The following is a 22,634-nucleotide window of genomic DNA, read 5'->3' on the forward strand; positions in this document are numbered from 1 at the left end:
TCCTTGAATGCCCGCCAGGGCAGGATTAGCGCCGTTCGCTCTCGTCCAGCGGCTCGTCGTCCACCTGCACGATGGAGACCGGCTTGCCCTTGGCGAGCCGCACGCACAGCACGAGGTAGCCGGACAGGCCGTACAGCACGAAGATCGGGAACAGCACCTTGGGCGGGTCGATCGAGATCAGCGCGAAGAACAGCGCGATCAGGAACACGGCGATGAACGGCACCGACTTCCTGAAGTTGACGTCCTTGAAGCTGTAGAACGGCACGTTGGTGACCATCGACAGGCCGGCGAACAGCGCGATCGCCCACGACACCCACGACAGGTAGATGCCCTTGACCTCGAGGTCGACCATCATCAGCACGAAGCCGGCGATCAGTGCGGCGGCCGACGGGCTGGGCAGGCCCTGGAAGTAGCGCTTGTCGACCACTTCGATATTGGTGTTGAAGCGGGCCAGGCGCAATGCGGCGCCGGCACAGTAGACGAAGGCGGCAATCCAGCCCAGCTTGCCCAGGCCGCGCAGCGACCATTCATAGATGACCAGCGCGGGGGCGGCGCCGAACGAGACCATGTCCGACAGGCTGTCGTACTGGGCGCCGAATTCGCTCTGGGTATTGGTCAGGCGGGCGACGCGGCCATCCAGGCCGTCCAGCAGCATCGCCACGAAGATGGCCCATGCCGCATGCTCGAAGCGCTGGTTCATCGCCATCACGATGGCGTAGAAACCGCAGAACAGGGCGCCCGTCGTGAAGGCGTTCGGCAACAGGTAGATGCCGCGCGAGCGCGGCCGGTTGTCGCCCGCCTTGCGGGCGAATCGGCTGAACGGTGTCCTGCGCGGCGCGCCGGTCTTGGGCCGGCGTCGGGGAAATTTTGCCATACGAATCCGTGGTCGTTGCAACGATATTGCTGCGTTATTGTTCTGGCCGGGCGGCCACGTCGTGCGGGCCGCCCGGGTGCGTGCCTATTATAGAGGAGCGCTACCAGGATCGTCGCGTGCCACGGCTTCGTTCGGGCTTACTTGAACCGCACCTTGCCGACCAGGCGCATGTCGAGCGTCGTCTCGCCCGGTTCGAAGCTCGGTTCGGCCACTTCGGCGCTGTCCTTCATCGCCATGGCGCGCATCGCCATCGGCGCCGCCGCTGCCTCGCGCCCGCCCGCATAGTTGCCGGAGCCTTCGAAGTCGACCGTGTCCAGCACCGCGTCCGTCACCGGCCGCCCCATCGCTTTCGCCACCGAGGCGATGCGCTCGTTCAGCGCCTTGTAGGTGGCGGCGATGCGCTGGTCGTCCAGCTTGCGCAGGGACGCCGGCGTCAGGCCGAAGTTGATCGAGTTCAGGGTCAGCACCTTCTGCGCGGCGGCCACCGTCTTCGGCAGGCCGGCCAGGTTGGTGGTCTTCACCTCGACGTACTGGCCCACGCGCCAGGCGGTCGGCTGGCGCGGCCGGTTCGGCGCCAGCGGCTGCACCGGGCGGTCTTCCGGATACACGGGATAGGTGTAGTAGCCCATCGTCTTCAGGCTGGCCTGCGGGTCCTGCGCCTTCAGGATGTCCAGGCCCTGCTTCATCCTGGTGTTGACGCGCGACGCGGCGGCGGCCTTGTCCTTGTCCTGTTCCTCGATCGCCAGCGTGGCGATGGCCTGGTCGTTCGGCGCCGTCACCTCGCCGTTGGCCGGGATGATGACGGTGGTGCCGGCGGTCGGCACCGATTGCGCGTGCGCCTGCACGCTGCCCAGCACGAAGGCGGCGGCCAGCAGGTTTTTCAGTACGGTCATCGAAGTTCTCCTTATCAATAGCTTCCGATGAGCGCACTGTAACCGAAATTGCTACAGCCACATGAAGCAGATGGTGAGTGTTTGTAACAGCCGTGTCATCATACTGACATCTGGCCGCTGCATCATGGCGGCCCCGACTCAACCATTACTTCCTGGAACGCATGCGTACATCGATCGCCCTGGCCACCTGCGCCACCCTTTTCACCCTGCACGCCGCCGCCGCGCCCACCGCGACGCCCCAGCAGCCGAAGCTGGTCGTCGTGATGGCCGTCGACGGCCTGCCGCAGGAACAGCTGCTGCGCTACCGCGGCCAGTTCGGCGAGGGCGGCTTCCAGCGCCTGCTGACGCAGGGCGCCATGTTCGCGGACGCGCACCAGGCGCACGGCACCACCGTCACCGCGGTCGGCCATGCCGCCATCCTGACGGGCGCCTACCCGTACCAGCACGGCATCGTCGGCAACAACTGGATCGACCGTGCCAGCGGCAAGTCGGTCTACTGCACCGAGGACCGCCGTTACCAGTACGTGGGCGAGGCCACGGAACCGTCCGACGGTACGTCGCCGGCGAAGCTGCGCGCGGACACGCTGGGCGACCAGCTGCGCTACGCCACCGGCAACCGGGCCAAGGTGGTCGCCGTCTCCGGCAAGGACCGCGGCGCCATCCTGCTGGCCGGCAAAGGCGGCACGGCGTACATGTACATGGAAGGCAGCGGCAATTTCGCCAGCAGTACCTGGTACATGCAGCAGCACCCGGCCTGGGTGCAGCGCTACCAGGCCGGCAAGCCGCAGGACCGCTACTACGGCAAGACGTGGCGGCCGATGCTGGCCGACGCCGCCTACGCCATGGACGCGGGCGACACGCCATTCGCCATCTCGTACTTCAGCGAGAGCGGCTCGCCCGACGCTTCGTACTACAAGCGCCTGAAGGAAGGCCCGTTCGTCGACGAACTGACCCTGGAATTCGCCCGCGCCGCCATCGAAGGCGAGAACCTGGGCGCCAACCCGGCCGGCGTGCCGGACCTGTTGGGCGTGAGCCTGTCGGCGCACGACTACGTCAACCACGCGCACGGCCCGGAAAGCCGCATGTCGCACGACCACCTGCAGCGGCTCGACCGCATGCTGGCGGGCTTCTTCACGTACCTGGACAAGCGCGTCGGCAGCGACAACTACCTGGTCGTGCTGACGGCCGACCATGGCTTCGCCAACAGCGCCGAGTTCTCGCAGCGCCAGCACATCGAGGCCGGTCGCGTGGACGGCAAGCCGTTGCTCAATGGCCTGCAGCGCCACCTGGACGCCACCTTCGGTGCCGGCAAGGTCGCGCTGACGGCCTCGCTGCCGAACATCTACCTGGACGAGGAAGCGCTGGCCAAGGCCGGGGTACGACGCGCCGACGTCGAACAGGCCGCCACCCGCTGGCTGCGCGCGCAGACGGGCATCGCCGACGTGTATACGCGCAGCCGTTTCGAGGAAGCCGGCGCCACCGGCACCCGCATCGACCTGCTGCTGCGCCGCGCCTGGCACCGCCATGAGTCGGGCGACCTGGTCGTCGTGCCGCGCCCCTACTGGTCGTTTGGGTCCGGCAACAGCGGCGCCACGCACGGCACGCCGTACGCTTACGACACCAGCGTGCCGCTGCTGATGATGGGCAAGCGCTGGATCGCGCCGGGCACCTACACCGGCTACGCGGAAGTGGTCGACATCGCGCCCACGCTGGCCTCCATCCTGGGCGTGCGCAAGCCGGCTGCGGCCGAGGGGCGCGTGCTGACGGAGGCGCTGACGCGCCGCTAACCACAGCGGCGCCTGCCACCATGGGCTACGCCTCCAACGCCGCAAACAACTGCGCCAGATCGTAAGGCTTGGCCAGCAGCCGCACACCCGGCAGGCTGACGCGCCGCTCGGTATGCCCGGTGGCCAGCACCACCCGTATCTCGGGGAAGCGCTCGGCCACGACTTTCGCCAGCCCGACCCCATCGAGGGTACCCGGCATGACGATGTCCGACACCACGTGCCGCACCGGGCAGCCCGCTTCCAGCCGGGCCAGCGCCTCGTCGCCGCTGGCCGCCGCCGTGACGTCGAAGCCGGCCACCGTCAGCGCTTCCACCATCGTCGCCCGCACCAGCGGGTCGTCGTCGACGAACAGGACCGGCCCCGTCGCGCCACCCGCCGTGCCGGCGCCCTCCGGCGGCACGGCGTTCTCGCCAGCGCCGCGCGGCAGCCGGATCGTCGCCGTCGTGCCGGCGCCGAGGGCGCTCTGCAAGGTGAGCGTACCGCCCGATTGGGTGGCGAAGGCGTAGGCTTGCGGCAGGCCCAGGCCGGTGCCCTTGTCCAGCGGCTTGGTCGTAAAAAAGGGCTCGAGCGCGCGCGCCAGGGTTTCCGGCGCCATGCCCGTGCCGTTGTCGCGCAGTTCGATACGCACGTACGGCCCCGGCGCCAGCCCCTGGGTGTCTTCCACCAGCTGCTCGTTGTGCATGGCCAGGTGCAGCCGGCCGCCGTCCGGCATCGCGTCGCGCGCGTTGATGACGAGGTTCAGCAACGCCAGCTCCAGCTGCAGTGGATCGATCGTCACCGGCCACAGCCCAGGCGCGACGTCCAGCTCCACCTGCACCGTGCCCGGTAACGCGCTGCGCAGCATCGGCAGCGTGCTTTCCAGCACCCGGTCGGGCTGGATCGTCTCCAGGCGTGCATCCTGCACCGTGCCGAACGCGCGCATCTGCCCCGTCAGCGTGGTGGCCCGCCCGATCGCCTTCTGGCAGGTGGCGGCGAGCGCCTGCACACGGGCGCGGTCGTCCGTCAGCCCGATCAGCTGCAGCGCGCCGGACAGGGTCTGCAGGATGTTGTTGAAGTCGTGCGCGATGCCGGCCGTCAGGCGCCCCAGCGCTTCCAGCTTCTGGCCTTGCAGCAGCGCGCGCTGCGCCCGTTCGGCCGCCGCCACCGCTGCCGCCACGCGCCGCTCCAGGTGCGCCTTGCTGTCGCGGATGCGCGCGCTGGCGTCGGCCAGCGCCGCGCTGACGGCATCGGCTTCGGCCACGCCCGAGGCGAATGGCGCGACCGGCTCGTCCCGGCCCAGCCGTTCGGCGGCGAGGCGCAGTTGTTCGATGGGGGCGGCGGTACCGCGCGCGTAGACCCGCGCCGCGCCGACGGCAAGCAGCAGCACGACCGTCACCAGCAGGCCCAGGCCGGCGGCCGCGACGAAGGCCGGGCGGCGCATCTCGGCGACCGGCACGCTCATCACGACCGTCCAGCCGGACATCGGCGCGCGGCTGTAGAACGCGAACGTGGGGGTGCCATCCAGCCGCACGCCCTGGTGCATGCCGGCCGGGCTGGCCGCGATGCTTGCGCGCAGGCCGGGGCTGACCTGGCGGCCGATGTAGCGCGAGGCGTCGCGGCTGCGCGCGATCACGCTGCCGCGCCGGTCCAGCAGCGACACCACCCAGTTGGCTGGCACACCCTGCTGCCCGAGCAATGGCGCGATGCGCTCGACGGTCATGCCCATCGACAGGTAGCAGCGCAAGGCGTCGCCGACGAAGACCGGTATCTGCAGCGCCACGTCGTAGCGCTTGCCGACCGGCGCGTGGAACAGGTCGGATACCACGGTGGCATGCGGGCCGGCCGCCTGGCGCAGCGTCATCAGATTCGAGCGTCCCTGGGCCGGCGGGCTGCCGTAGGGCTGGCGCGTGTTGAACAGCTGGCGCCCGGCCAGGTCGTGCACGACGATGGTGCCATCCGCCGGCGGCATCAGAGCGCGCGCGTGGCGGTAGACGGCCGCCAGGTCGCCGGCCTGCATCGCAGGCGAGGCGGCCAGCGTGCGCAGCACCGCTTCCTTCGTCTGCAGTTCGCGGTCGGCCAGCAGCGCCAGCGCCCGCGCCGCCTCCTGCATGCCCGCCACGTCGGCGGCACGCTGTTCTTTGTAGACGTACCAGACCGCGACCGACGCGATGGCGAAGGCCGGCACCAGGATCGACAGGATCAGCAACAGCAGACGGTTCCGGATACGCATGAGTAGAAAGCAAACGCCCGTGCGGATGCATGGGCCAGCCGGGCATTCTAGCGCAGCACTGGAAATGTTGCACAGTTGTCATGGACAAACTCGGCTGTACGCGGTTCACCGCACCCGGCAACCGGCTGGCCGCAGCGGCCGTGCCCCGGGCAGTCGACCACGCTACATTGTCATTTCATCATTTGAAGGAGCTGCCATGTTGCGCCTGATCGCCGTCGCCCTGCTGTCCGCCGTACTGCACCTGCCCACCGCCCGGGCGCAGGACAACCCCCAGGCTGTCGCCGACATCAATGCCGTCGTGCAGGCCTTCCAGGCCGCCATCGTCGCGCGCGACCAGGCCGGCCTGGAAGCGCTGTTCCTCCCGGCCGACAACAGCTGGCTGGTGGTGGCCAGCGAGGCGCGGCGGGTCGAGGGCCGGCCGCGCGTGCGCGCGTCCAACTACCGCGATTTCGCGCGCTTCGTCGGCACCACCAAGGCCAAGGTCGAGGAGCGCTTCTACAATGTGCGCATCTTCAGCAATGGCAGCATCGGCACGGTCTACTTCGATTTCGACTTCGTCGAGAACGACAAGGTAACCAATAAGGGCAGCGAGTCCTGGCACCTGGTGAAGACGGAACAGGGCTGGAAGATCAGTTCGATGGTGTTCTCGCTGGGCTGACGCGGCTACAATCTGGCGATGTCGCCTCGTTTCGAACCGGCCCGGCTGGCCGCCCTGCCCTTTCACGTGCCGCTGCTGGCCGGCGTGCCGATCTCGCTGTGCATCGCCATCCTCGGCCTGCCGGACATCGGCCACGGCCACTCGCTGAGCTATCGCACGCTGTTCTTCTGCACCTTCCTCGCATGGCTCGCGCCGACCGCCGCCTTGCAGCGGCTGCTGTGGCGGCGCGGCTGGGCCGCCTGGGCCATGACGCCGGCCATGCTGGCCGCGACCTACCTGATGTCGGCGCTGAACAACGTACTGGGGCAGACCCTGTCGATCCACCTGGGCCGCTACGACCACTACAAATGGCACGACATCCTGGCCGGCATGGACGGCTGCTGGCTGCCGCTGATCGCGTTCTGCGCGACGCACGCCGTCGTCGCCTACCACGCCGCGCTGACGGCCGAACGCGCGCGCGCCGCCGAAGCCCTGGTGGCCCAGCGCGAGGCCGAACTGCGCGCGCTGCGCTACCAGCTGCAGCCGCACTTCCTGTTCAATACCCTGAACGCCGTCTCCGCGCTGGTGACGACGGGGCGCGACCGCGATGCCAACCGCATGATCGTGCAGCTGGCGGACCTGCTGCGCGCCACCCTGGCCACCGGTCAGGCGCACGAACACGCGCTGGCGGACGAGTTGGCGCTGACGGAAAGCTACCTGGAGATCGAGAAGGCGCGCCTGGGCGAACGGCTGCGCATCGCGCTGGACGTCGGCCCCGGCATCCTCGACGCCCAAGTACCCTGCCTGCTGCTGCAGCCGCTGGTGGAGAACGCGGTCCGCCATGGCATCGCGCCGGCGGCGCAAGGTGGCGCGCTGGCCTTGAAGATCGCCGCACGCGGCGACGTGCTGCACATCGCACTGACCAATGACGTCCTGGCGGCGGACGCCGCCACCGACTCGCACCGGGTCGGCCTGCGCAACGTGGCCGAGCGGCTGGCGCGCCTGTACGGCGAGCGCCACCGCTTCCTGGCGCGGCACGAAGCAGGCCGCAGCTACACAGTGGACATCGAGCTGCCGCTGCGGCGCGACGCCGCCACCGCCACCGCCACCGCATGGATACGCGCGGCATGATGCGCGCGCTGGTGATCGACGACGAACCGCTGGCACGCAGCGGCGTGCTGGCGCGGCTGCGTGGCGTGCCGGATGTGGCAGTGATCGGTGAACATGGCGATGGCGCCAGCGCGCTGGCCGCCATCGCCGCACGGCCGCCCGACCTGCTGTTCCTCGACGTCGAGATGCCGGCGCTGGACGGCATGGCGCTGCTGGCCGCGCTGCCGGCGGCGCAACGTCCCGTCACGATCCTGCTGACGGCGTACGAGCAGTTCGCCGTGCAGGCGTTTGCGCTGAACGTGGTCGACTACCTGCTGAAGCCCGTGGACGAGGACCGCTTCGCCGAAGCGCTGCAGCGCGCGCGCCAGGCGCTGGCCATGCGCCGGCAGGTCGTGGCGACGCAGGTCGCGCCAGCGCCGTGGCTGGCGCGCTTCACGGTGCGCTACGGCAGCCGCCTGCTGTTCGTGGCGGTGGAGGACGTGGCATGGATCGAGGCCAGCGGCGACTATGCCACGCTGCACGTGGGCGAGCGCGAATACCTGGTGCGGGAGCCCTTGCACCGGCTGACCGCCCTGCTCGACCCGTCGCGCTTCCTGCGCGTACACCGCTCGGCCATCGTCCAGCTGGACCTGGTCAGCGAGCTGCGCACGCTGGGCAACCGCGACGCCATCCTGCGCCTGCGCGACGGCACTGCGCTGCGCGCCAGCCGCACCTATATCGACGCGCTGCTGGCGGCGCTGGAACGCCAGCAACGCAACCCGGCCTGATGGCCCGGCCCGTGCCGACATAAGGTCAGGCATTCAGGCCGCTCACATTTTCGCACCCAGAAGCAGAGAGCTGGGGTCAGACCCGGCGGGTCTGACCCCGGTCTTTGGCTTTGGGTCGAAATATCACGCGTTGGGGGCGAAAAAAAACGGCCCCGCAGGGCCGTTTCGTGGTGCAGGGGGCAATCGATTCTGCGATCAGTTCTTCGACTTGTCGACCATCTTGTTCTTGGCGATCCACGGCATCATCGCGCGCAGCTTGGCGCCCACTTCCTCGATCTGGTGCTCGGCCGTCAGGCGGCGGCGCGAGATCAGCGTCGGGGCGCCGGCCTTGTTCTCCAGGATGAAGGACTTGGCGTATTCGCCCGTCTGGATGTCCTTCAGGCACTGGCGCATCGCTTCCTTGGTGGCCGACGTGACCACTTTCGGACCCGTCACGTACTCGCCGTATTCGGCGTTGTTCGAGATCGAGTAGTTCATGTTGGCGATGCCGCCTTCGTAGATCAGGTCGACGATCAGCTTGAGCTCGTGCAGGCACTCGAAGTACGCCATCTCCGGCGCGTAGCCCGCTTCCACCAGCGTCTCGAAACCGGCCTTGATCAGTTCCACGGTGCCGCCGCACAGCACGGCCTGTTCGCCGAACAGGTCGGTCTCGGTCTCTTCGCGGAAGTTGGTCTCGATGATGCCGGCCTTGCCGCCGCCGTTGGCGGAAGCGTACGACAGCGCGATCTCGCGGGCGATGCCCGATTTATCCTGGTGCACGGCGATCAGGTGCGGCACGCCGCCACCCTGCTTGTAGGTGTATATGCGCACGGTGTGGCCCGGCGCCTTCGGTGCGACCATGATGACGTCCAGGTCTTCGCGCGGCACCACCTGGCCGTAGTGCACGTTGAAGCCGTGGGCGAAGGCCAGCACGGCGCCCTGCTTGGCGTTCGGCGCGACGTTCTCGTTGTAGACCTGGGCGATGTTCTCGTCCGGCAGCAGGATCATGATGACGTCGGCGGCTTTCACCGCCTCGTCCACTTCCGCGACCTTCAGGCCGGCCTGCTCCACCTTGCTCCACGAAGCGCCGCCCTTGCGCAGGCCGACGGTGACGTTGACGCCGGACTCGGACAGGTTCTGCGCGTGCGCGTGGCCCTGCGAACCGTAGCCGATGATGGCAACGTTCTTGCCTTTGATGAGGGAGAGGTCAGCGTCTTTGTCGTAGAAAACTTTCATGGTCGTTCCTAAGTATTTTGTGTGAATCGTCTATGTGTTGTTGGCGGATGCTCAGATCTTGAGGATCCGCTCGCCCCTGCCGATGCCGGAGCCGCCCGTGCGGACGGTTTCCAGGATCGAGGCGCGGTCGATGGCGTCGATGAACGCGTCCAGCTTGGACTTGGCGCCGGTCAGCTCGATCGTGTACGTCTTTTCCGTCACGTCGATGATGCGGCCGCGGAAGATGTCGGCGGTGCGCTTCATTTCCTCGCGCTCCTTGCCGACCGCCCGCACCTTGATCAGCATGAGCTCGCGCTCGATGTGCTGGCCTTCGGTCAGGTCCACCACCTTCACCACCTCGATGAGGCGGTTCAGGTGCTTGGTGATCTGCTCGATGATGTCGTCCGAGCCGCTGGTGACGATCGTCATGCGCGACAGGGTCGAGTCCTCGGTCGGCGCGACCGTCAGCGTTTCGATGTTGTAGCCGCGGGCGGAGAACAGGCCCACGACGCGGGACAGCGCGCCCGCTTCGTTTTCCAGCAATACGGAGATGATGTGTCGCATATCAGAGGTCCTCCGAGCCAAGCAGCATTTCGGAGAGGCCTTTGCCGGCCTGCACCATCGGCCAAACGTTTTCGCTCTGGTCGGTAATGAAGTTCATGAACACCAGGCGGTCCTTCATCGCGAAGGCCTCCTTCAGCGCGCCGTCGACATCGCCCGGTTTTTCGATGCGCATGCCGACGTGGCCATAGGCCTCGGCCAGCTTCTCGAAGTCCGGCAGCGAATCCATATAGGACTCGGAATAGCGCGAACCGTAGTCGAGCTGCTGCCACTGGCGCACCATGCCGAGGAAGCGGTTGTTGAGCAGGATGATCTTCGGCGTCAGGTGGTACTGCTTGCACGTGGCCAGCTCCTGGATGCACATCTGGATCGACCCTTCGCCCGTGATGCAGGCCACCGTCGCGTCGGGGTTCGCCATCTGCACGCCCATCGCATACGGCAGGCCCACGCCCATCGTGCCCAGGCCACCGGAATTGATCCAGCGGCGCGGCTTGTCGAACTTGTAGTACTGGGCCGCCCACATCTGGTGCTGGCCCACGTCGGACGTGATGAAGGCGTCGCCGTTGGTGATCTGGTAGACCTTCTCGACCACCGACTGCGGCTTGATGACCAGGTCGGAGTTGGTGTACTTCAGGCACTCGCGACCGCGCCATTCGCTGATCTGGCCCCACCATTTCGACAGGTGCGCCGCGTTGGGACGGTGATCGGCCGCCTCCAGCTGCGCCAGGAACTCGACCAGCACGTCCTTGACGTTGCCGACGATCGGGATGTCGACCTTGACGCGCTTGGAGATCGAGGACGGGTCGATGTCGACGTGAATGATCTTGCGCGGATTCGACGCGAAGTGTTTCGGGTTGCCGATCACGCGGTCGTCGAAACGGGCGCCGATCGCGATCAGCACGTCGCAGTGCTGCATCGCCATGTTTGCCTCGTAGGTGCCGTGCATGCCGGGCATGCCCACCCACTGGTCGGACGAGGCGCGCGAGCCGCCCAGGCCCATCAGCGTGTTCGTGACGGGGAAGCCGAGGCGCTCGACCAGCTTGTTCAGTTCATTGTGGGCGTTCGCCAGGATCACGCCGCCGCCCGTGTAGATCATCGGGCGCTCGGCCGACAGCAAGAGCTGCACGGCCTTGCGGATCTGGCCCGAGTGGCCCTTGTCGACCGGACGGTAGGAACGCATCTCGATATCCTTCGGATACGAGTACACGTGCTTGTGCATCGAGATGTCCTTCGGGATGTCGACCAGCACGGGGCCGGGGCGGCCGGTGCGGGCGATGTAGAAGGCCTTCTTGACGGTTTCCGCCAGGTCCTTGACGTCCTTCACGAGGAAGTTGTGCTTGACGACGGGGCGGGTGATGCCGACGGTGTCGCATTCCTGGAACGCGTCCTGGCCGATGGCATGGCTGGGCACCTGGCCGGAGATGACGACCATCGGCACCGAGTCCATGTAGGCGGTCGACAGGCCGGTGACGGCATTGGTGACGCCAGGGCCGGAGGTGACGATGGCGACGCCGACCTTCTGCGAGCTGCGCGAATAGGCGTCGGCGGCGTGGACGGCGGCCTGTTCGTGCCGCACGAGGATGTGCTGGAATTTGTCCTGCTTGAAGATCGCGTCGTAGATATAGAGGACGGCACCGCCAGGGTAGCCGAAGACGTGCTCGACGCCCTCTTCAGCCAGGCAACGCACGAGGATCTCGGCGCCTGTGATTGCTGCTTCGGTATTCATGAAACATTCCTTTCAAGGTCCATAGGAGATTGAACGGATGCTCGAGCCTGGCGAAGTAAGCGTCGCATTGCAGTCACATCAAGCGCCCCCTTCTTTCTGCGGTCACGCCGCCTCTTCCCCCAACCGTAGTGAGGTGCAAGACGGTCGCTTAACGCAACTCGTTTGGCTTGAGTTTCTGCAACGGTTCGGCTGACCTCTCGCGCTTGTGGCGCGGGTTAGAGCAAACTGCTGACAAAGAGAAAGCGGGTCGGTCGCCAGGGCGTTGTGTGCCGATAACGAGGGACCAGGGCGCTTCGTGGTGTGCAAAGCGTTCCATACGGTACTGCGTTGCACCATTTTGGTCAAGAACAATCGCGTTTTTCGCATGAAGGGCCCATTCCTGGCCGCATTCTGGTGCAAAGGATGGGCCGAAAACGTCAAAAACCTGCGGAAACACGGCTTTTTTGCTAGGATGCGCAGGTTTAAGACCTCGACGGCGACAACACGCAGCACCACCTCAATGGCAACAGACAAAGAACTCTCCGACTTTCTCGAAAGCGTCGAGCGGCGTGCGTTCAAGCAGGCGGTGTATGCGGTCCGCAGGGATGAAGTGGCCCTGGACATCGTGCAGGACGCGATGATCAAGCTCGCCGAGAAGTACGGCGACAAGCCGGCCGCCGAGTTGCCGATGCTGTTCCAGCGCATCCTGCAAAATACCATCCTCGATTTCTTCCGGCGCGAAAAAGTGCGCAACACCTGGGTCAGCCTGTTTTCCGGGCTTGGCAATTCCCAGGAGGAACATGAAGATTTTGATATACTTGAAAGCTACGAAGCCGAACACGGCAGCCAGGCGGCGGAATCGAGCGCCGATCAGGTCGAGCGCATGCAAGTACTGCAAGTCATTGAAGACGAAGTACAAAAGCTCCCCGCGCGTCAACGGGAGGCGTTCCTTATGCGTTACTGGCAGGATATGGATGTGGCAGAGACGGCGGCGGCCATGGGGTGTTCCGAAGGGAGCGTGAAAACCCATTGCTCACGGGCGACTCACACCCTCGCAGCATCGCTCAAAGCCAAGGGAATCAAATTATGAACACCGAAGACATCAATTTCGCTTACCGCGTACGGCACGCCCTGAACGAAACGCTGGACGACCTGCCGTCCGCCACCACCGACCGCCTGGCCGCCGCCCGCAAGGCGGCGCTGGCGCGCAAGAAGGCCCACGTCGAGGTGCGCGTCACGCGCACGGCCACCGCCACGGCCACCGCTGGCGGCGGCAGCGGCATGTTCGCCGACCCGGTCGCCTGGCTGAGCCGCTTCAGCGTCGTGCTGCCGCTGCTGCTGATCGTGGGCGGCATGGTCGGCGTCTACCAGTACGAACACCAGCAGTCGATCCAGGAACTGGCCGAGCTGGACGCGGCCGTGCTGTCGGATGAGCTGCCCCTGTCGGCCTACCTGGACCACGGCTTCAACGCCTATCTCGAGACGCGCGAGCAATAAGGATGGCGCGAGTTCGCGGTCGCACGTGGGTGCTGGGCGGCGCCGCCGCTGTTGCGCTCGTCATCGCCATCGGTGCCTGGGTCGGATTGCGCGGCCAGCCGGCCGGCGCGCCCGCGGGCAGCGCCGCCTCGGCGTCGTCGATCCCGCTGCTCGGCACCGACGCGGCAGAAAAACGCTGGCAGGACCTGACGCCGGCGCAGCAGCGCGCCCTCGAACCGCTGAAAAAGGGCTGGGAAGACCTGGGCCCGGTGCGCAAGCAGAAATGGCTGGAGATCGCCGGCCGTTTCGAATCGATGAAACCGGCCGAGCAGCAACGGGTGCACGCGCGCATGCGCGAATGGGTGGATCTGACGCCGGAAGAGCGCAAGGCCGTGCGCGAAAACTACGCGCGCGCGCAAAAGATCATGGGCGGCAAGAAGGCCGCGCAGTGGGAGCAGTACCTGCTGTTGCCGGAGGAAGAGAAGCGCAAGCTGGCCGATGCCGCCGCCGCCAAGAAGCCGCAGGCCGCCAGGCCGCCGACACCGAAGCAGATCCTGGCCAAGACGCCGCAGCCGATCAAGCAGCATCCGAGCGTGTTGCCGTCGGTCGTGCCGCCGCCCGTGGCGGCCCAACCCGCCCCCGTGCCGGTGCCCGTGCCCGTGCCGCCGCCTGCCCCCGTCAGCGCGCCCGCGCAGCCAGAGATCGTCTATCCGCTGGAAGGTGCCGTGACGCCGTCCGCCATCGTCACCCCGCCGGCACCCACGCCGCCGGCGCAGAACGCTCCCGCCAATGCCGGCAAATAACCTGACCGCGCCGGTCGGCGTGCCGGCCATCGGCCGCCGGCTGATCTCGATGGTGTATGAACTGCTGCTGGGCTTTGCCGTGCTGTTCCTGCCCTTCCTCGTGTTCGAGATGCTCGTCAAGGCCAGCCATGCGCCGGCCGTCGAGCACATGCGCCAGGCCCTGGCCTTCCTCGTGTTGGGCGCCTACTTCATCCATCAATGGACCCGCAAGGGCCAGACGCTGGCCATGCAGACCTGGCGTATCCGCCTGCAAATGCCGGACGGCGCGGCGGTGCCGCCGCGCGTCGCCACCTTGCGCTACCTGCTGTGCTGGTTGTGGGTACTGCCGGCCGCCGCCGTGTGCCTGGCTTTCGACCTGCACCGCTGGCAGGCCATCGGCGTGCTGGTCGCCGGCGTCGTCGCGTGGTCGCTGACGGCACTGCTGGACCGCGACCGCCAGTTCCTGCACGACCGGATCGCCGGCACGCGGCTGGTGCAGCTGCCCAAGCCGGAAAAGCGGGTCAAGGCCGCGGCCTGATCTTGCAAGCGGCTCCAGCTGCCGCCATCTGGAGCGGATGAAGCGCCCCGACGACAGCCCGACCGAACCACTCTGCCCTTTGTGCGGCCGCCCGCTGGGCACGGAAAACATCGACCGGCACCACCTGGTGCCGCGCACCTTCAAGGGCAAGACCCAGTTCCCCATCCATAAGATCTGCCACCGCAAGATCCATTCCGTGTTCACGGAACGCGAGCTGTTCAAGACGTATCACACCTGGGAATCGCTGCAGGCGCACGAGGAGATTCGTACGTTTATCGACTGGGTGGCGAAGAAGCCGCCGGGGTTTTATACATCGACGGCGACGTCGAATGCCAAGAAGCGGCGCTAGACCCATGGTGACAGGCACCTATCTGCGGGTCGGCGACCCGCAGATAGGTGCCTGTCACCGCCGGGTTTCTCTACATTTCTAGAACCGCTCGAAGCCCTGCAGATAGCGCCACTCGCCCACCGCCAGCCCGGCCATCGACAGCCGACCGATGCGCAGGCGCTTCAGCGCGACCGGGGTCAGGCCCACGGCCTTGCACATCCTGTCGATCTGGCTCGGCTTCGGGCCCTTGACGGCAAAGCGCAGCCGGCCTTCGTTCTGCCAGCTCACTTTCGTCGCGCCCTGGTTCAGCTGGGCCAGGCCGTTGTCAAAGATCGCGCCGCGCACGTCGACGATGATCTCCTGCTCCACCTTGTCGCCCTCCTCCACCAGTTTGCGCGCCACCCGGTGGTCCTGGGTGAACACGAACAGGCCGCTCGCTGCGTACTCCAGCGGCAGCGCCTGGGTCAGGTTGTGCACATGGCGCTTCAGGAAACGCTCCTTGGCCGCCTGCGCATTGCGCGCCTCCGGCAGCAGGCAGGAGAACGGGTCGGCGCCGGCCGGCTTGTGCAGCAGGATCGTGACGGGCGCGATTTCCAGCAAAGTCGCATCCGGCGCCAGCGCGACTGCCTGCGCAGGCGTGACGCGGGCACCTGGTTCCTCGACGACGACGCCGTCCACCTGGACGTAGCCGCCTTCGATGTACAGCTCGGCCTCGCGGCGCGAACACGGCACCATGTCCGCCACCCGTTTCGAGAGGCGGATCGTATCGGTATCGCTCATGGTCAGTTCTTGAAGTAAGTGGTGAAAACGTCGGCCACGGTTTGCAGCTGCGCGCGCGTGACGTCCAGGTGCGTGACGAGACGCAGCCGCGGCGCCATCGACACGCGGATGCGCGCGGTGGCCAGCGCTTCGGCCAGCCCGGCGCAATGCTCGGGCGGCACGTCGACGTAGAAGATGTTGGTTTGCGGCGTGCTGACGGCCAGGCCGTCGATGCGCGCCAGCGCGCCGGCCAGGAACGCGGCGTTGGCGTGGTCCTCGGCCAGGCGCTGCACGTTGTGTTCCAGCGCGTACAGGCCGGCGGCGGCGATGACGCCGGCCTGGCGCATGCCGCCGCCCAGCATCTTGCGCCAGCGCTTGCCTTCCTCGATGAATGCGCGCGAGCCGCACAGCACGGAGCCGACCGGCGCGCCCAGGCCCTTCGACAGGCAGACGGAGACGCTGTCGAAACCGGCCACCGCGTCGCGCAGGCTGATGCCCTGCTGGACGGCGGCATTGCAGATGCGGGCGCCGTCCAGGTGCGTGGCCAGGCCGCGTTCGTGCGCCAGCGCCGTCGCGGCAGCGACGTATTCGCGCGGCAGCACGCGGCCGCCGATGGTGTTTTCCAGCGCCAGCAGCCTGGTGCGGGCGAAGTGGATATCGCGCGGCTTGATCTGTGCGGCGATGTCGGCCAGCGCCAGCGAGCCGTCCGGGCCGTTGGCGATGGGCTGCGGCTGGATGCTTCCCAGTACCGCCGCGCCGCCGCCCTCGTAGCGGAAGGTGTGCGCTTCCTGGCCCACCAGGTATTCGTCGCCGCGGCCGCAATGGGCCAGCAGCGCGATCAGGTTCGTTTGCGTGCCGGATGGCGCGAACAGCGCGGCCTCGAAGCCGAGCAGCTCGGCAGCAAGCTCCTGCAGGCGGTTGACGGTCGGGTCGTCGCCATACACATCGTCGCCGACCGGTGCCGCGGCCATCGCCGCGCGCATCGCGGCGCAAGGCTGCGTGACCGTGTCGCTGCGCAGGTCGATCCAGCTCATTGCGCGCTTTCGGCCAGCTGTTCGGCGTAGAAGCGGTGGCCCAGCTCTTCCAGGCCGACCGTGTGCAGCACTTCCTGCAGGCGCTCCGTCGGACGGCGGCGCGGCAGGTTCTTGTACGTCGCGATGATCAGTTCATTCTTCATCGAGTGCTCCCAACCGACCAGTTCCGTCACGTTGACCTGATAGCCGTGCGCCTCCAGCTGCAGGCAGCGCAGCACGTTGGTGACCTGGCTGCCGAATTCGCGCGTGTGGATCGGGTGGCGCCAGATTTCCGTCAGCGCGCTCCTGCCCAGGTCACGGCCCTTGTTCTTGCGCAGCACCGAGGCCACTTCGGCCTGGCAGCACGGCACCAGCACCATGTGCTTGGCGCGCTTCTTCAGCGCGAAGTCGATGGCATCGTCGGTGGCCGTGTTACAGGCGTGCAGCGCGGTGACGATGTCGATTTGCTCGGGCAGTTCGGACGACGTGGTCGATTCGGCCACCGACAGCGGCAGGAACGACATGCCGGCAAAGCCGAACTTCGCGGCCAGCTCGCGCGAACGCTGCACCAGCTCCTCGCGCGTTTCGATGCCGTAGATATGTGAGCCGTCGTCCAGCCCCTTGAAGAACAGGTCGTACAGGATGAAGCCCAGGTAGGACTTGCCGGCGCCATGGTCGACCAGCGACACGGCGCCCTTCTCGGCGCGCACGTCCTGCAGCAGCGGCTCGATGAACTGGTACAGGTGATAGACCTGTTTCAGCTTGCGCCGGCTGTCCTGGTTCAGCTTGCCGTCGCGCGTCAGGATGTGCAGCTCCTGCAGCAGCGCGACCGACTGGCCCGGCTTGATTTCCGGGATGTCGGTCACGGTGCTCGGCAGCGGTGCGGCGGCAGACTTGTTATTGCGCTTCATCGATCCAAGCCTGCTGGATGGCCTCGAGGATCTTCTCGCCGCCGCGCTTGTGGTCGTCGTCGAAGCCTTCCAGCGTGACGACCCAGTTGTGCAGGTCCGTGAAGCGGATGGACGTCGGGTCCAGGTTCGGGTACTTGTCGTACAGCGCCTCGGCGATCGCCGTGATGTCGGTCCATTTCATGGCAGCTCCTCAGTGCCCGCCTTCGCTGGCGTGATTGATCGTGTATTTCGGGATCTCGACGACGAGGTCCTCGTCGGCCACGATCGCCTGGCACGACAGGCGCGACTGCGCTTCCAGGCCCCAGGCCTTGTCCAGCAGGTCTTCTTCCGTATCGGTCGCCTCGTTCAGCGAATCGAAGCCTTCGCGCACGATCACGTGACAGGTGGTGCAGGCGCACGATTTTTCGCAGGCGTGCTCGATATGGATGTCGTTTTCCAGCAGGACGTCACAGACGGACTTGCCGGCTGGCGTTTCGATCACGGCGCCCTCGGGGCACAGCTTGGCGTGGGGCAGGATGACGATTTGTGGCACTTGTTACCTCTGTTGTTTTATATGTTGTGGCGACGCTTACGCCACCTGGTCCAGCGCCTTGCCGGCCAGCGCGCTGCGCACGCTGCGGTCCATGCGGCGCGACGCGAATTCCTCGGTGCCGTGCGCCAGCGCTTCCACCGCCGCCTTGACGGCCGTGTGATCCACCGTGCCGGCCTGCGACTGCGCCACGATCTCGCGGGTGCGCGCCATCAGTGCATCGACGGCGGCGCGTTCCTCGTCCGACAGCAGCGCGGCATCCTCGTCCAGCGCGGCCTGGGTGGCCAGCAGGATGCGTTCCGCCTCGACCTGCTCCTCGCGCAGCGCGCGCGCCTTCATGTCCGTCTCGGCCGAGGCGTACGAATCCTGCAGCATGCGCGCGACGTCGTCGTCGCCCAGGCCGTAGGACGGTTTGACCGTGATCGACGCTTCCACGTTCGAGCGCAACTCGCGCGCCGAGACCGACAGCAAGCCGTCGGCATCGACCTGGTAGGTGATGCGGATGCGCGCCGCGCCGGCGGCCATCGGCGGGATGCCGCGCAGCTCGAAGCGCGCCAGCGAGCGGCAGTCGGCCACCAGCTCGCGTTCGCCCTGCAGCACGTGCACCGCCAGCGCGGTCTGGCCGTCCTTGAACGTGGTGAACTCCTGGGCGCGGGCGCACGGGATCGTCGAGTTGCGCGGGATGATTTTTTCCACCAGGCCGCCCATCGTCTCGATGCCCAGCGACAGCGGGATCACGTCCAGCAGCAGCCAGTCGTCGCCCGGCGCGCGGTTCCCCGCCAGCAGGTTGGCCTGGATGGCGGCGCCCAGCGCCACCACCTTGTCCGGATCGATGTTGGCGTGCGGGATGGTGTGGAAGTATTCGCCCACGGCGCGCTGCACGTGCGGCATGCGCGTGGCGCCGCCGACCATGACGACGCCGTCGATGTCGTCCGCGTCGATGTTCGCATCGCGCAGCGCCTTCTTCACCGCGTTCATCGTCTTGGCGACCAGGTGCTTGGTGATCTCGGCGAACTTCTCGGCCGTGATCTTCAGGTGCACTTCCTCGCCGGAGGACAGGATCGCGTCGACCGTCACTTCCGCTTTCGTCGACAGCAGTTCCTTGGCCTCGCGCGCCTTGACCATCAGCACGGCGGTGTCCTCGTCGTTCAGGGGCGCCAGCTTCTCCTGCTCGTGGATCCAGCAGAACAGGCGGTGATCGAAGTCGTCGCCGCCCAGCGCGGAATCGCCGCCGGTGGACAGCACTTCGAACACGCCCTTGGACAGTTTCAGGATCGAGATGTCGAACGTGCCGCCGCCCAGGTCGTAGACGGCAAACAGGCCTTCGGACGCATTGTCCAGGCCATAGGCGATGGCAGCGGCGGTCGGCTCGGACAGCAGGCGCAGCACGTTCAGGCCGGCCAGCTGGGCCGCGTCCTTGGTCGCCTGGCGCTGCGCATCGTCGAAATACGCCGGCACGGTAATCACGGCACCGACCAGGTCATCGCCCAGCGCATCCTCGGCGCGCTGGCGCAACGTGGCCAGGATCTGGGCGGAGGTCTCGACGGGGCTCTTGACGCCGGCCACCGTTTTCAGCTGCACCATGCCGGGGGCATCGACGAAATCATATGGCAGGTTCTCGGCGTAGGCGATGTCCTTCAGGCCGCGGCCCATGAAACGCTTGACGGAAACCACCGTGTTCTTCGGGTCGGTGGTCTGCGCGGCCTGCGCCTTGTAGCCGATGTGGGCATGGCCGTTCGGCAGGTAGCGCACCACGGACGGCAGCAGCGGCCGGCCGTCCTCGTCGTTCAGCACTTCGGGAATGCTGCTGCGCACGGTCGCCACCAGCGAGTTGGTGGTGCCCAGGTCGATACCCACCGCCAGCCGGTGCTGGTGCGGCGCCGTCGACATGCCGGGTTCGGAAATTTGCAGGAGAGCCATGTGAAACCTGTTCTTGTTGTGGGCGCGGGCGCGCCGTGCCTGGGAATTACGCTTCGATCGCGTCGAAGGCGAAGCGCACTTCTTCGCCAAATTTTTCAAGGAACATCAGCGCGCGCACGCCCTGCGCGGCGGCGTGGTAGTCGCCGCCGTCCAGCTGGGCCTCGATGACCTGCAGCTGCTCCTTGCGGGCGGCGCGCAGTTGACCATCCAGCTTGTCGAGCAGGTCGGCATCCTTGCCGGCACGCGCCTCGGCCAGTTCCTCGCGCCACTCCATCTGCTGCATCAGGAAGGCCATCGGCATCGCCGTGTTCGACTCCGTCTGCAGGTCCACGCCGTGCAGCTCGCACAGGTACTGGGCGCGCTTCTGCGGGTTCTTCAGGGTCTGGTAGGCCTCGTTGGCGCGCGTGGCCCACTGCATCGCCACGCGCTTCTCGGCATCGGTGGCGTTGACGAATTTATCGGGGTGCACGCGCGACTGCACGTCGCGGTAGGCCGCGTCCAGCGCGGCGCCGTCGAGCGCGAAGCGTTGCGGCAGGTTGAAGAGCTCGAAGTGGTTTTGCACAGTCGTGGCGACGTCAGATGCGGAAGCTTTCGCCGCAGCCGCAGGCGTCTTTTTCGTTCGGGTTGTTGAACTTGAAGCCTTCGTTCAGGCCTTCGCGGGCGAAGTCCAGCTCCGTGCCGTCGATGTACGGCATGCTTTTCGGATCGACGAAGACCTTCACGCCATGCGATTCGAAGACGTGATCGTCGTCGGCCACTTCGTCCACGTACTCCAGCTTGTAGGCCAGGCCCGAGCAGCCGGTCGTGCGCACGCCGAAGCGCAGGCCGATGCCCTTGCCGCGCCGTTCGATGTAGCGGTTGATGTGCTTCGCAGCTTTTTCGGTCAACGTGATTGCCATACTTTTCCTCCTGATGCTGACGGGGCCGAGCCGGCCCCACCCTTTAGGCCGAGTGCTTGGCCTTGTAGTCCTGCACGGCGGCCTTGATCGCGTCTTCGGCCAGGATCGAGCAGTGGATCTTCACCGGCGGCAGCGCCAGCTCTTCGGCGATCTGGGTATTCTTGATCGACAGGGCCTGGTCCAGCGTCTTGCCCTTGACCCATTCCGTCACCAGCGAGCTCGAAGCGATGGCCGAGCCGCAGCCGTAGGTCTTGAATTTCGCGTCTTCGATGACGCCGTCCGCGCCAACCTTGATCTGCAGCTTCATCACGTCGCCGCAGGCCGGAGCGCCCACCATGCCCGTGCCGACGCTTTCGTCGCCCTTTTCAAAGGCGCCCACGTTGCGCGGGTTTTCGTAGTGGTCGAGAACTTTTTCCGAGTAAGCCATTTTGATACTCCTGATGTGATTGTGACGGGGCGCTTAGTGCGCGGCCCACTGGATCGAGTTGATATCGATCCCTTCCTTGAACATGTCCCACAGCGGCGACAGCTCGCGCAGCTTGCCGACCTTGGACTTCATCAGGTCCACGGCGAAGTCGATGTCCGCCTCGGTCGTGAAGCGGCCGATCGTGAAGCGGATCGAGCTGTGCGCCAGTTCGTCGGAACGGCCCAGCGCGCGCAGCACGTAGGACGGCTCCAGGCTGGCCGAGGTGCAGGCCGAACCGGACGACACGGCCAGGTCCTTGACGGCCATGATCAGCGACTCGCCTTCCACGTAGTTGAAGCTGACGTTCAGGTTGTGCGGCACGCGGTGGTCCATGTCGCCATTGATGTAGACCTCTTCGATTTCCTGCAGGCCCGAAGCCAGGCGGTCGCGCAGCGCCTTGATGCGCGCGATCTCTTCATCCATCTCGACCTTGGCCAGGCGGAACGCCTCGCCCATGCCGACGATCTGGTGCACCGGCAGCGTGCCCGAACGCAGGCCGCGCTCATGGCCGCCGCCGTGCATCTGCGCCTCGATGCGCACGCGCGGCTTGCGGCATACGTACAGCGCGCCCACGCCCTTCGGGCCATAGGTCTTGTGCGCCGTGAACGTCATCAGGTCGACCTTCAGGTCCTGCAGGTCGATCGCGACCTTGCCGGTGGCCTGGGCCGCGTCGCAATGGAAGATGATGCCCTTGGAGCGGCAGAAGGCGGCGATCTCCTTGACCGGCTGGATCACGCCGATCTCGTTATTGACCAGCATGACGGAGACCAGGATCGTGTCCGGCCGCACGGCCTCGGCCAGCTGCTCGATCGTGATCAGGCCGTTGTCCTGCGGGTCCAGGTAGGTCGCCTCGAAGCCCTGGCGTTCCAGTTCGCGCACGGTGTCCAGCACGGCCTTGTGCTCCGTCTTGACGGTGACGATGTGCTTGCCCTTGGTTTTATAGAAGTGCGCCGCGCCCTTGATCGCCAGGTTGTTGCTCTCGGTGGCGCCGGAGGTCCAGATGATCTCGCGCGGGTCGGCGTTGACCAGTGCCGCCACGTGGCCGCGCGCTTCCTCGACGGCCGCTTCCGCCGTCCAGCCGTACATGTGGCTGCGCGAGGCCGGATTACCGAACTGCTCGCGCAGGTAGGGAATCATCTTGTCGGCCACGCGCGGGTCGATCGGCGTCGTGGCCGAGTAGTCCATGTAGATCGGGAAGTGCGGCGCGGTGTGAAACTCGACCGGGGCCACCTTGGCGACGTTCTTTTCTGGGGCGTTCATCTTGTTACTCCAAAGG

The 22,634-nt window shown here is 66.6% G+C and carries 25 protein-coding genes; 9 read left to right on the plus strand and 16 right to left on the minus strand.

Going from position 1 to position 22,634, the window contains the following annotated elements:
* Positions 1-25: 25 nt before the first annotated feature.
* The gene (gene pssA, locus E7V67_018455) at positions 26-874 is read right to left on the minus strand and encodes a CDP-diacylglycerol--serine O-phosphatidyltransferase (protein ID WUR11672.1); all 849 of its coding nucleotides are present in this window, start codon (positions 872-874) and stop codon (positions 26-28) included.
* Between the two features lie 137 nt (positions 875-1,011).
* Positions 1,012-1,767, minus strand: coding sequence for an SIMPL domain-containing protein (locus E7V67_018460; GenBank protein WUR11673.1), 756 nt, complete (start codon positions 1,765-1,767; stop codon positions 1,012-1,014).
* 161 nt (positions 1,768-1,928) lie between these two features.
* On the opposite strand from E7V67_018460, the gene E7V67_018465 reads away from it, so the two are divergent.
* Complete coding sequence (locus E7V67_018465) at positions 1,929-3,554, plus strand: alkaline phosphatase family protein (GenBank protein ID WUR11674.1); 1,626 nt, start codon at positions 1,929-1,931, stop codon at positions 3,552-3,554.
* 25 nt (positions 3,555-3,579) lie between these two features.
* On the opposite strand, the gene E7V67_018470 is transcribed toward E7V67_018465, so the two are convergent.
* Positions 3,580-5,763, minus strand: coding sequence for an ATP-binding protein (locus tag E7V67_018470; GenBank protein WUR11675.1), 2,184 nt, complete (start codon positions 5,761-5,763; stop codon positions 3,580-3,582).
* A gap of 196 nt (positions 5,764-5,959) precedes the next feature.
* On the opposite strand from E7V67_018470, the gene E7V67_018475 reads away from it, so the two are divergent.
* From E7V67_018475 to E7V67_018485, 3 genes are read left to right on the plus strand one after another with little or no spacing between them, the layout of a single operon-like run.
* Positions 5,960-6,421 carry a nuclear transport factor 2 family protein gene (locus E7V67_018475; GenBank protein WUR11676.1) on the plus strand — a complete coding sequence of 154 codons (462 nt, stop codon included), beginning with the start codon at positions 5,960-5,962 and terminating at the stop codon, positions 6,419-6,421.
* Positions 6,422-6,439: 18 nt separating this feature from the next.
* Positions 6,440-7,531, plus strand: a complete 1,092-nt coding sequence (locus E7V67_018480; protein WUR11677.1) for a histidine kinase — start codon at positions 6,440-6,442, stop codon at positions 7,529-7,531.
* Positions 7,528-8,277: a LytTR family DNA-binding domain-containing protein gene (locus tag E7V67_018485; GenBank protein ID WUR11678.1), complete on the plus strand. Its 750-nt coding sequence runs from the start codon at positions 7,528-7,530 to the stop codon at positions 8,275-8,277. The genes E7V67_018480 and E7V67_018485 overlap by 4 nt, the downstream gene beginning before the upstream one ends.
* A 195-nt stretch (positions 8,278-8,472) precedes the next feature.
* On the opposite strand, the gene ilvC is transcribed toward E7V67_018485, so the two are convergent.
* The 3 genes from ilvC to E7V67_018500 are packed head-to-tail and all read right to left on the minus strand — an operon-like array spanning position 8,473 to position 11,758.
* Positions 8,473-9,492, minus strand: coding sequence for a ketol-acid reductoisomerase (gene ilvC / locus E7V67_018490; GenBank protein WUR11679.1), 1,020 nt, complete (start codon positions 9,490-9,492; stop codon positions 8,473-8,475).
* A 51-nt stretch (positions 9,493-9,543) separates the two neighbouring features.
* Positions 9,544-10,035 (minus strand): acetolactate synthase small subunit, encoded by a 492-nt coding sequence (ilvN, locus tag E7V67_018495; GenBank protein ID WUR11680.1) that lies wholly within the window; start codon positions 10,033-10,035, stop codon positions 9,544-9,546.
* Position 10,036: 1 nt separating this feature from the next.
* The gene (locus E7V67_018500; protein WUR11681.1) at positions 10,037-11,758 is read right to left on the minus strand and encodes an acetolactate synthase 3 catalytic subunit; all 1,722 of its coding nucleotides are present in this window, start codon (positions 11,756-11,758) and stop codon (positions 10,037-10,039) included.
* A gap of 499 nt (positions 11,759-12,257) precedes the next feature.
* On the opposite strand from E7V67_018500, the gene E7V67_018505 reads away from it, so the two are divergent.
* Genes E7V67_018505 through E7V67_018525 form a run of 5 tightly spaced genes read left to right on the plus strand, consistent with a single transcriptional unit; the run spans position 12,258 to position 14,882 of the window.
* Positions 12,258-12,827 (plus strand): RNA polymerase sigma factor, encoded by a 570-nt coding sequence (locus E7V67_018505; GenBank protein WUR16311.1) that lies wholly within the window; start codon positions 12,258-12,260, stop codon positions 12,825-12,827.
* Complete coding sequence (locus tag E7V67_018510) at positions 12,824-13,234, plus strand: DUF3619 family protein (protein WUR11682.1); 411 nt, start codon at positions 12,824-12,826, stop codon at positions 13,232-13,234. The genes E7V67_018505 and E7V67_018510 overlap by 4 nt, the downstream gene beginning before the upstream one ends.
* 2 nt (positions 13,235-13,236) lie before the next feature.
* Positions 13,237-14,016, plus strand: a complete 780-nt coding sequence (locus E7V67_018515) for a DUF3106 domain-containing protein (protein ID WUR11683.1) — start codon at positions 13,237-13,239, stop codon at positions 14,014-14,016.
* Positions 14,003-14,533: an RDD family protein gene (locus E7V67_018520; protein ID WUR11684.1), complete on the plus strand. Its 531-nt coding sequence runs from the start codon at positions 14,003-14,005 to the stop codon at positions 14,531-14,533. The genes E7V67_018515 and E7V67_018520 overlap by 14 nt, the downstream gene beginning before the upstream one ends.
* Before the next feature lie 37 nt (positions 14,534-14,570).
* The gene (locus E7V67_018525) at positions 14,571-14,882 is read left to right on the plus strand and encodes an HNH endonuclease signature motif containing protein (protein ID WUR11685.1); all 312 of its coding nucleotides are present in this window, start codon (positions 14,571-14,573) and stop codon (positions 14,880-14,882) included.
* Between the two features lie 78 nt (positions 14,883-14,960).
* Here the strand turns inward: E7V67_018525 and E7V67_018530 are convergent, their stop codons facing one another.
* Genes E7V67_018530 through E7V67_018575 form a run of 10 tightly spaced genes read right to left on the minus strand, consistent with a single transcriptional unit; the run spans position 14,961 to position 22,618 of the window.
* The gene (locus E7V67_018530) at positions 14,961-15,641 is read right to left on the minus strand and encodes an RNA pseudouridine synthase (protein WUR11686.1); all 681 of its coding nucleotides are present in this window, start codon (positions 15,639-15,641) and stop codon (positions 14,961-14,963) included.
* A gap of 2 nt (positions 15,642-15,643) precedes the next feature.
* Positions 15,644-16,654 (minus strand): low-specificity L-threonine aldolase, encoded by a 1,011-nt coding sequence (gene ltaE, locus E7V67_018535; GenBank protein WUR11687.1) that lies wholly within the window; start codon positions 16,652-16,654, stop codon positions 15,644-15,646.
* The gene (locus E7V67_018540; protein ID WUR11688.1) at positions 16,651-17,544 is read right to left on the minus strand and encodes an SAM-dependent methyltransferase; all 894 of its coding nucleotides are present in this window, start codon (positions 17,542-17,544) and stop codon (positions 16,651-16,653) included. The genes ltaE and E7V67_018540 overlap by 4 nt, the downstream gene beginning before the upstream one ends.
* Complete coding sequence (gene iscX, locus E7V67_018545) at positions 17,531-17,725, minus strand: Fe-S cluster assembly protein IscX (protein WUR11689.1); 195 nt, start codon at positions 17,723-17,725, stop codon at positions 17,531-17,533. The genes E7V67_018540 and iscX overlap by 14 nt, the downstream gene beginning before the upstream one ends.
* 9 nt (positions 17,726-17,734) lie before the next feature.
* Entirely contained in the window at positions 17,735-18,076 is a 342-nt protein-coding gene (fdx, locus tag E7V67_018550) for an ISC system 2Fe-2S type ferredoxin (GenBank protein ID WUR11690.1), read from the minus strand.
* 36 nt (positions 18,077-18,112) lie between these two features.
* A complete protein-coding gene (hscA, locus tag E7V67_018555; GenBank protein ID WUR11691.1) occupies positions 18,113-19,993 on the minus strand; it encodes a Fe-S protein assembly chaperone HscA in 1,881 nt (626 codons plus the stop codon).
* Positions 19,994-20,039: 46 nt separating this feature from the next.
* Positions 20,040-20,555, minus strand: coding sequence for a Fe-S protein assembly co-chaperone HscB (gene hscB / locus E7V67_018560; protein WUR11692.1), 516 nt, complete (start codon positions 20,553-20,555; stop codon positions 20,040-20,042).
* A 13-nt stretch (positions 20,556-20,568) separates the two neighbouring features.
* On the minus strand, positions 20,569-20,892 hold the full coding sequence (gene iscA, locus E7V67_018565) for an iron-sulfur cluster assembly protein IscA (GenBank protein WUR11693.1): 324 nt from the start codon (positions 20,890-20,892) through the stop codon (positions 20,569-20,571).
* A 43-nt stretch (positions 20,893-20,935) separates the two neighbouring features.
* Entirely contained in the window at positions 20,936-21,319 is a 384-nt protein-coding gene (iscU, locus tag E7V67_018570; protein WUR11694.1) for a Fe-S cluster assembly scaffold IscU, read from the minus strand.
* Between the two features lie 33 nt (positions 21,320-21,352).
* The gene (locus tag E7V67_018575) at positions 21,353-22,618 is read right to left on the minus strand and encodes an IscS subfamily cysteine desulfurase (protein WUR11695.1); all 1,266 of its coding nucleotides are present in this window, start codon (positions 22,616-22,618) and stop codon (positions 21,353-21,355) included.
* Between the last annotated feature and the right edge of the window lie 16 nt (positions 22,619-22,634).

It is taken from the genome of [Empedobacter] haloabium (assembly GCA_008011715.2).
GTDB classification, from domain to species: Bacteria; Pseudomonadota; Gammaproteobacteria; order Burkholderiales; family Burkholderiaceae_D; genus Rugamonas; species Rugamonas haloabia.

Coding starts and splice junctions, on each gene's coding strand:
- iscU (WUR11694.1), bottom strand. CDS start 21,319: ATGGCTTACTCGGAAAAAGTTCTCGACCACTACGAAAACCCGCGCAAC.
- E7V67_018530 (WUR11686.1), bottom strand. CDS start 15,641: ATGAGCGATACCGATACGATCCGCCTCTCGAAACGGGTGGCGGACATG.
- E7V67_018460 (WUR11673.1), bottom strand. CDS start 1,767: ATGACCGTACTGAAAAACCTGCTGGCCGCCGCCTTCGTGCTGGGCAGC.
- E7V67_018520 (WUR11684.1), top strand. CDS start 14,003: ATGCCGGCAAATAACCTGACCGCGCCGGTCGGCGTGCCGGCCATCGGC.
- E7V67_018510 (WUR11682.1), top strand. CDS start 12,824: ATGAACACCGAAGACATCAATTTCGCTTACCGCGTACGGCACGCCCTG.
- iscX (WUR11689.1), bottom strand. CDS start 17,725: ATGAAATGGACCGACATCACGGCGATCGCCGAGGCGCTGTACGACAAG.
- ilvC (WUR11679.1), bottom strand. CDS start 9,492: ATGAAAGTTTTCTACGACAAAGACGCTGACCTCTCCCTCATCAAAGGC.
- E7V67_018575 (WUR11695.1), bottom strand. CDS start 22,618: ATGAACGCCCCAGAAAAGAACGTCGCCAAGGTGGCCCCGGTCGAGTTT.
- hscA (WUR11691.1), bottom strand. CDS start 19,993: ATGGCTCTCCTGCAAATTTCCGAACCCGGCATGTCGACGGCGCCGCAC.
- iscA (WUR11693.1), bottom strand. CDS start 20,892: ATGGCAATCACGTTGACCGAAAAAGCTGCGAAGCACATCAACCGCTAC.
- pssA (WUR11672.1), bottom strand. CDS start 874: ATGGCAAAATTTCCCCGACGCCGGCCCAAGACCGGCGCGCCGCGCAGG.
- E7V67_018480 (WUR11677.1), top strand. CDS start 6,440: ATGTCGCCTCGTTTCGAACCGGCCCGGCTGGCCGCCCTGCCCTTTCAC.
- ltaE (WUR11687.1), bottom strand. CDS start 16,654: ATGAGCTGGATCGACCTGCGCAGCGACACGGTCACGCAGCCTTGCGCC.
- E7V67_018540 (WUR11688.1), bottom strand. CDS start 17,544: ATGAAGCGCAATAACAAGTCTGCCGCCGCACCGCTGCCGAGCACCGTG.
- E7V67_018485 (WUR11678.1), top strand. CDS start 7,528: ATGATGCGCGCGCTGGTGATCGACGACGAACCGCTGGCACGCAGCGGC.
- E7V67_018475 (WUR11676.1), top strand. CDS start 5,960: ATGTTGCGCCTGATCGCCGTCGCCCTGCTGTCCGCCGTACTGCACCTG.
- ilvN (WUR11680.1), bottom strand. CDS start 10,035: ATGCGACACATCATCTCCGTATTGCTGGAAAACGAAGCGGGCGCGCTG.
- E7V67_018505 (WUR16311.1), top strand. CDS start 12,258: ATGGCAACAGACAAAGAACTCTCCGACTTTCTCGAAAGCGTCGAGCGG.
- E7V67_018470 (WUR11675.1), bottom strand. CDS start 5,763: ATGCGTATCCGGAACCGTCTGCTGTTGCTGATCCTGTCGATCCTGGTG.
- E7V67_018515 (WUR11683.1), top strand. CDS start 13,237: ATGGCGCGAGTTCGCGGTCGCACGTGGGTGCTGGGCGGCGCCGCCGCT.
- E7V67_018525 (WUR11685.1), top strand. CDS start 14,571: ATGAAGCGCCCCGACGACAGCCCGACCGAACCACTCTGCCCTTTGTGC.
- E7V67_018500 (WUR11681.1), bottom strand. CDS start 11,758: ATGAATACCGAAGCAGCAATCACAGGCGCCGAGATCCTCGTGCGTTGC.
- E7V67_018465 (WUR11674.1), top strand. CDS start 1,929: ATGCGTACATCGATCGCCCTGGCCACCTGCGCCACCCTTTTCACCCTG.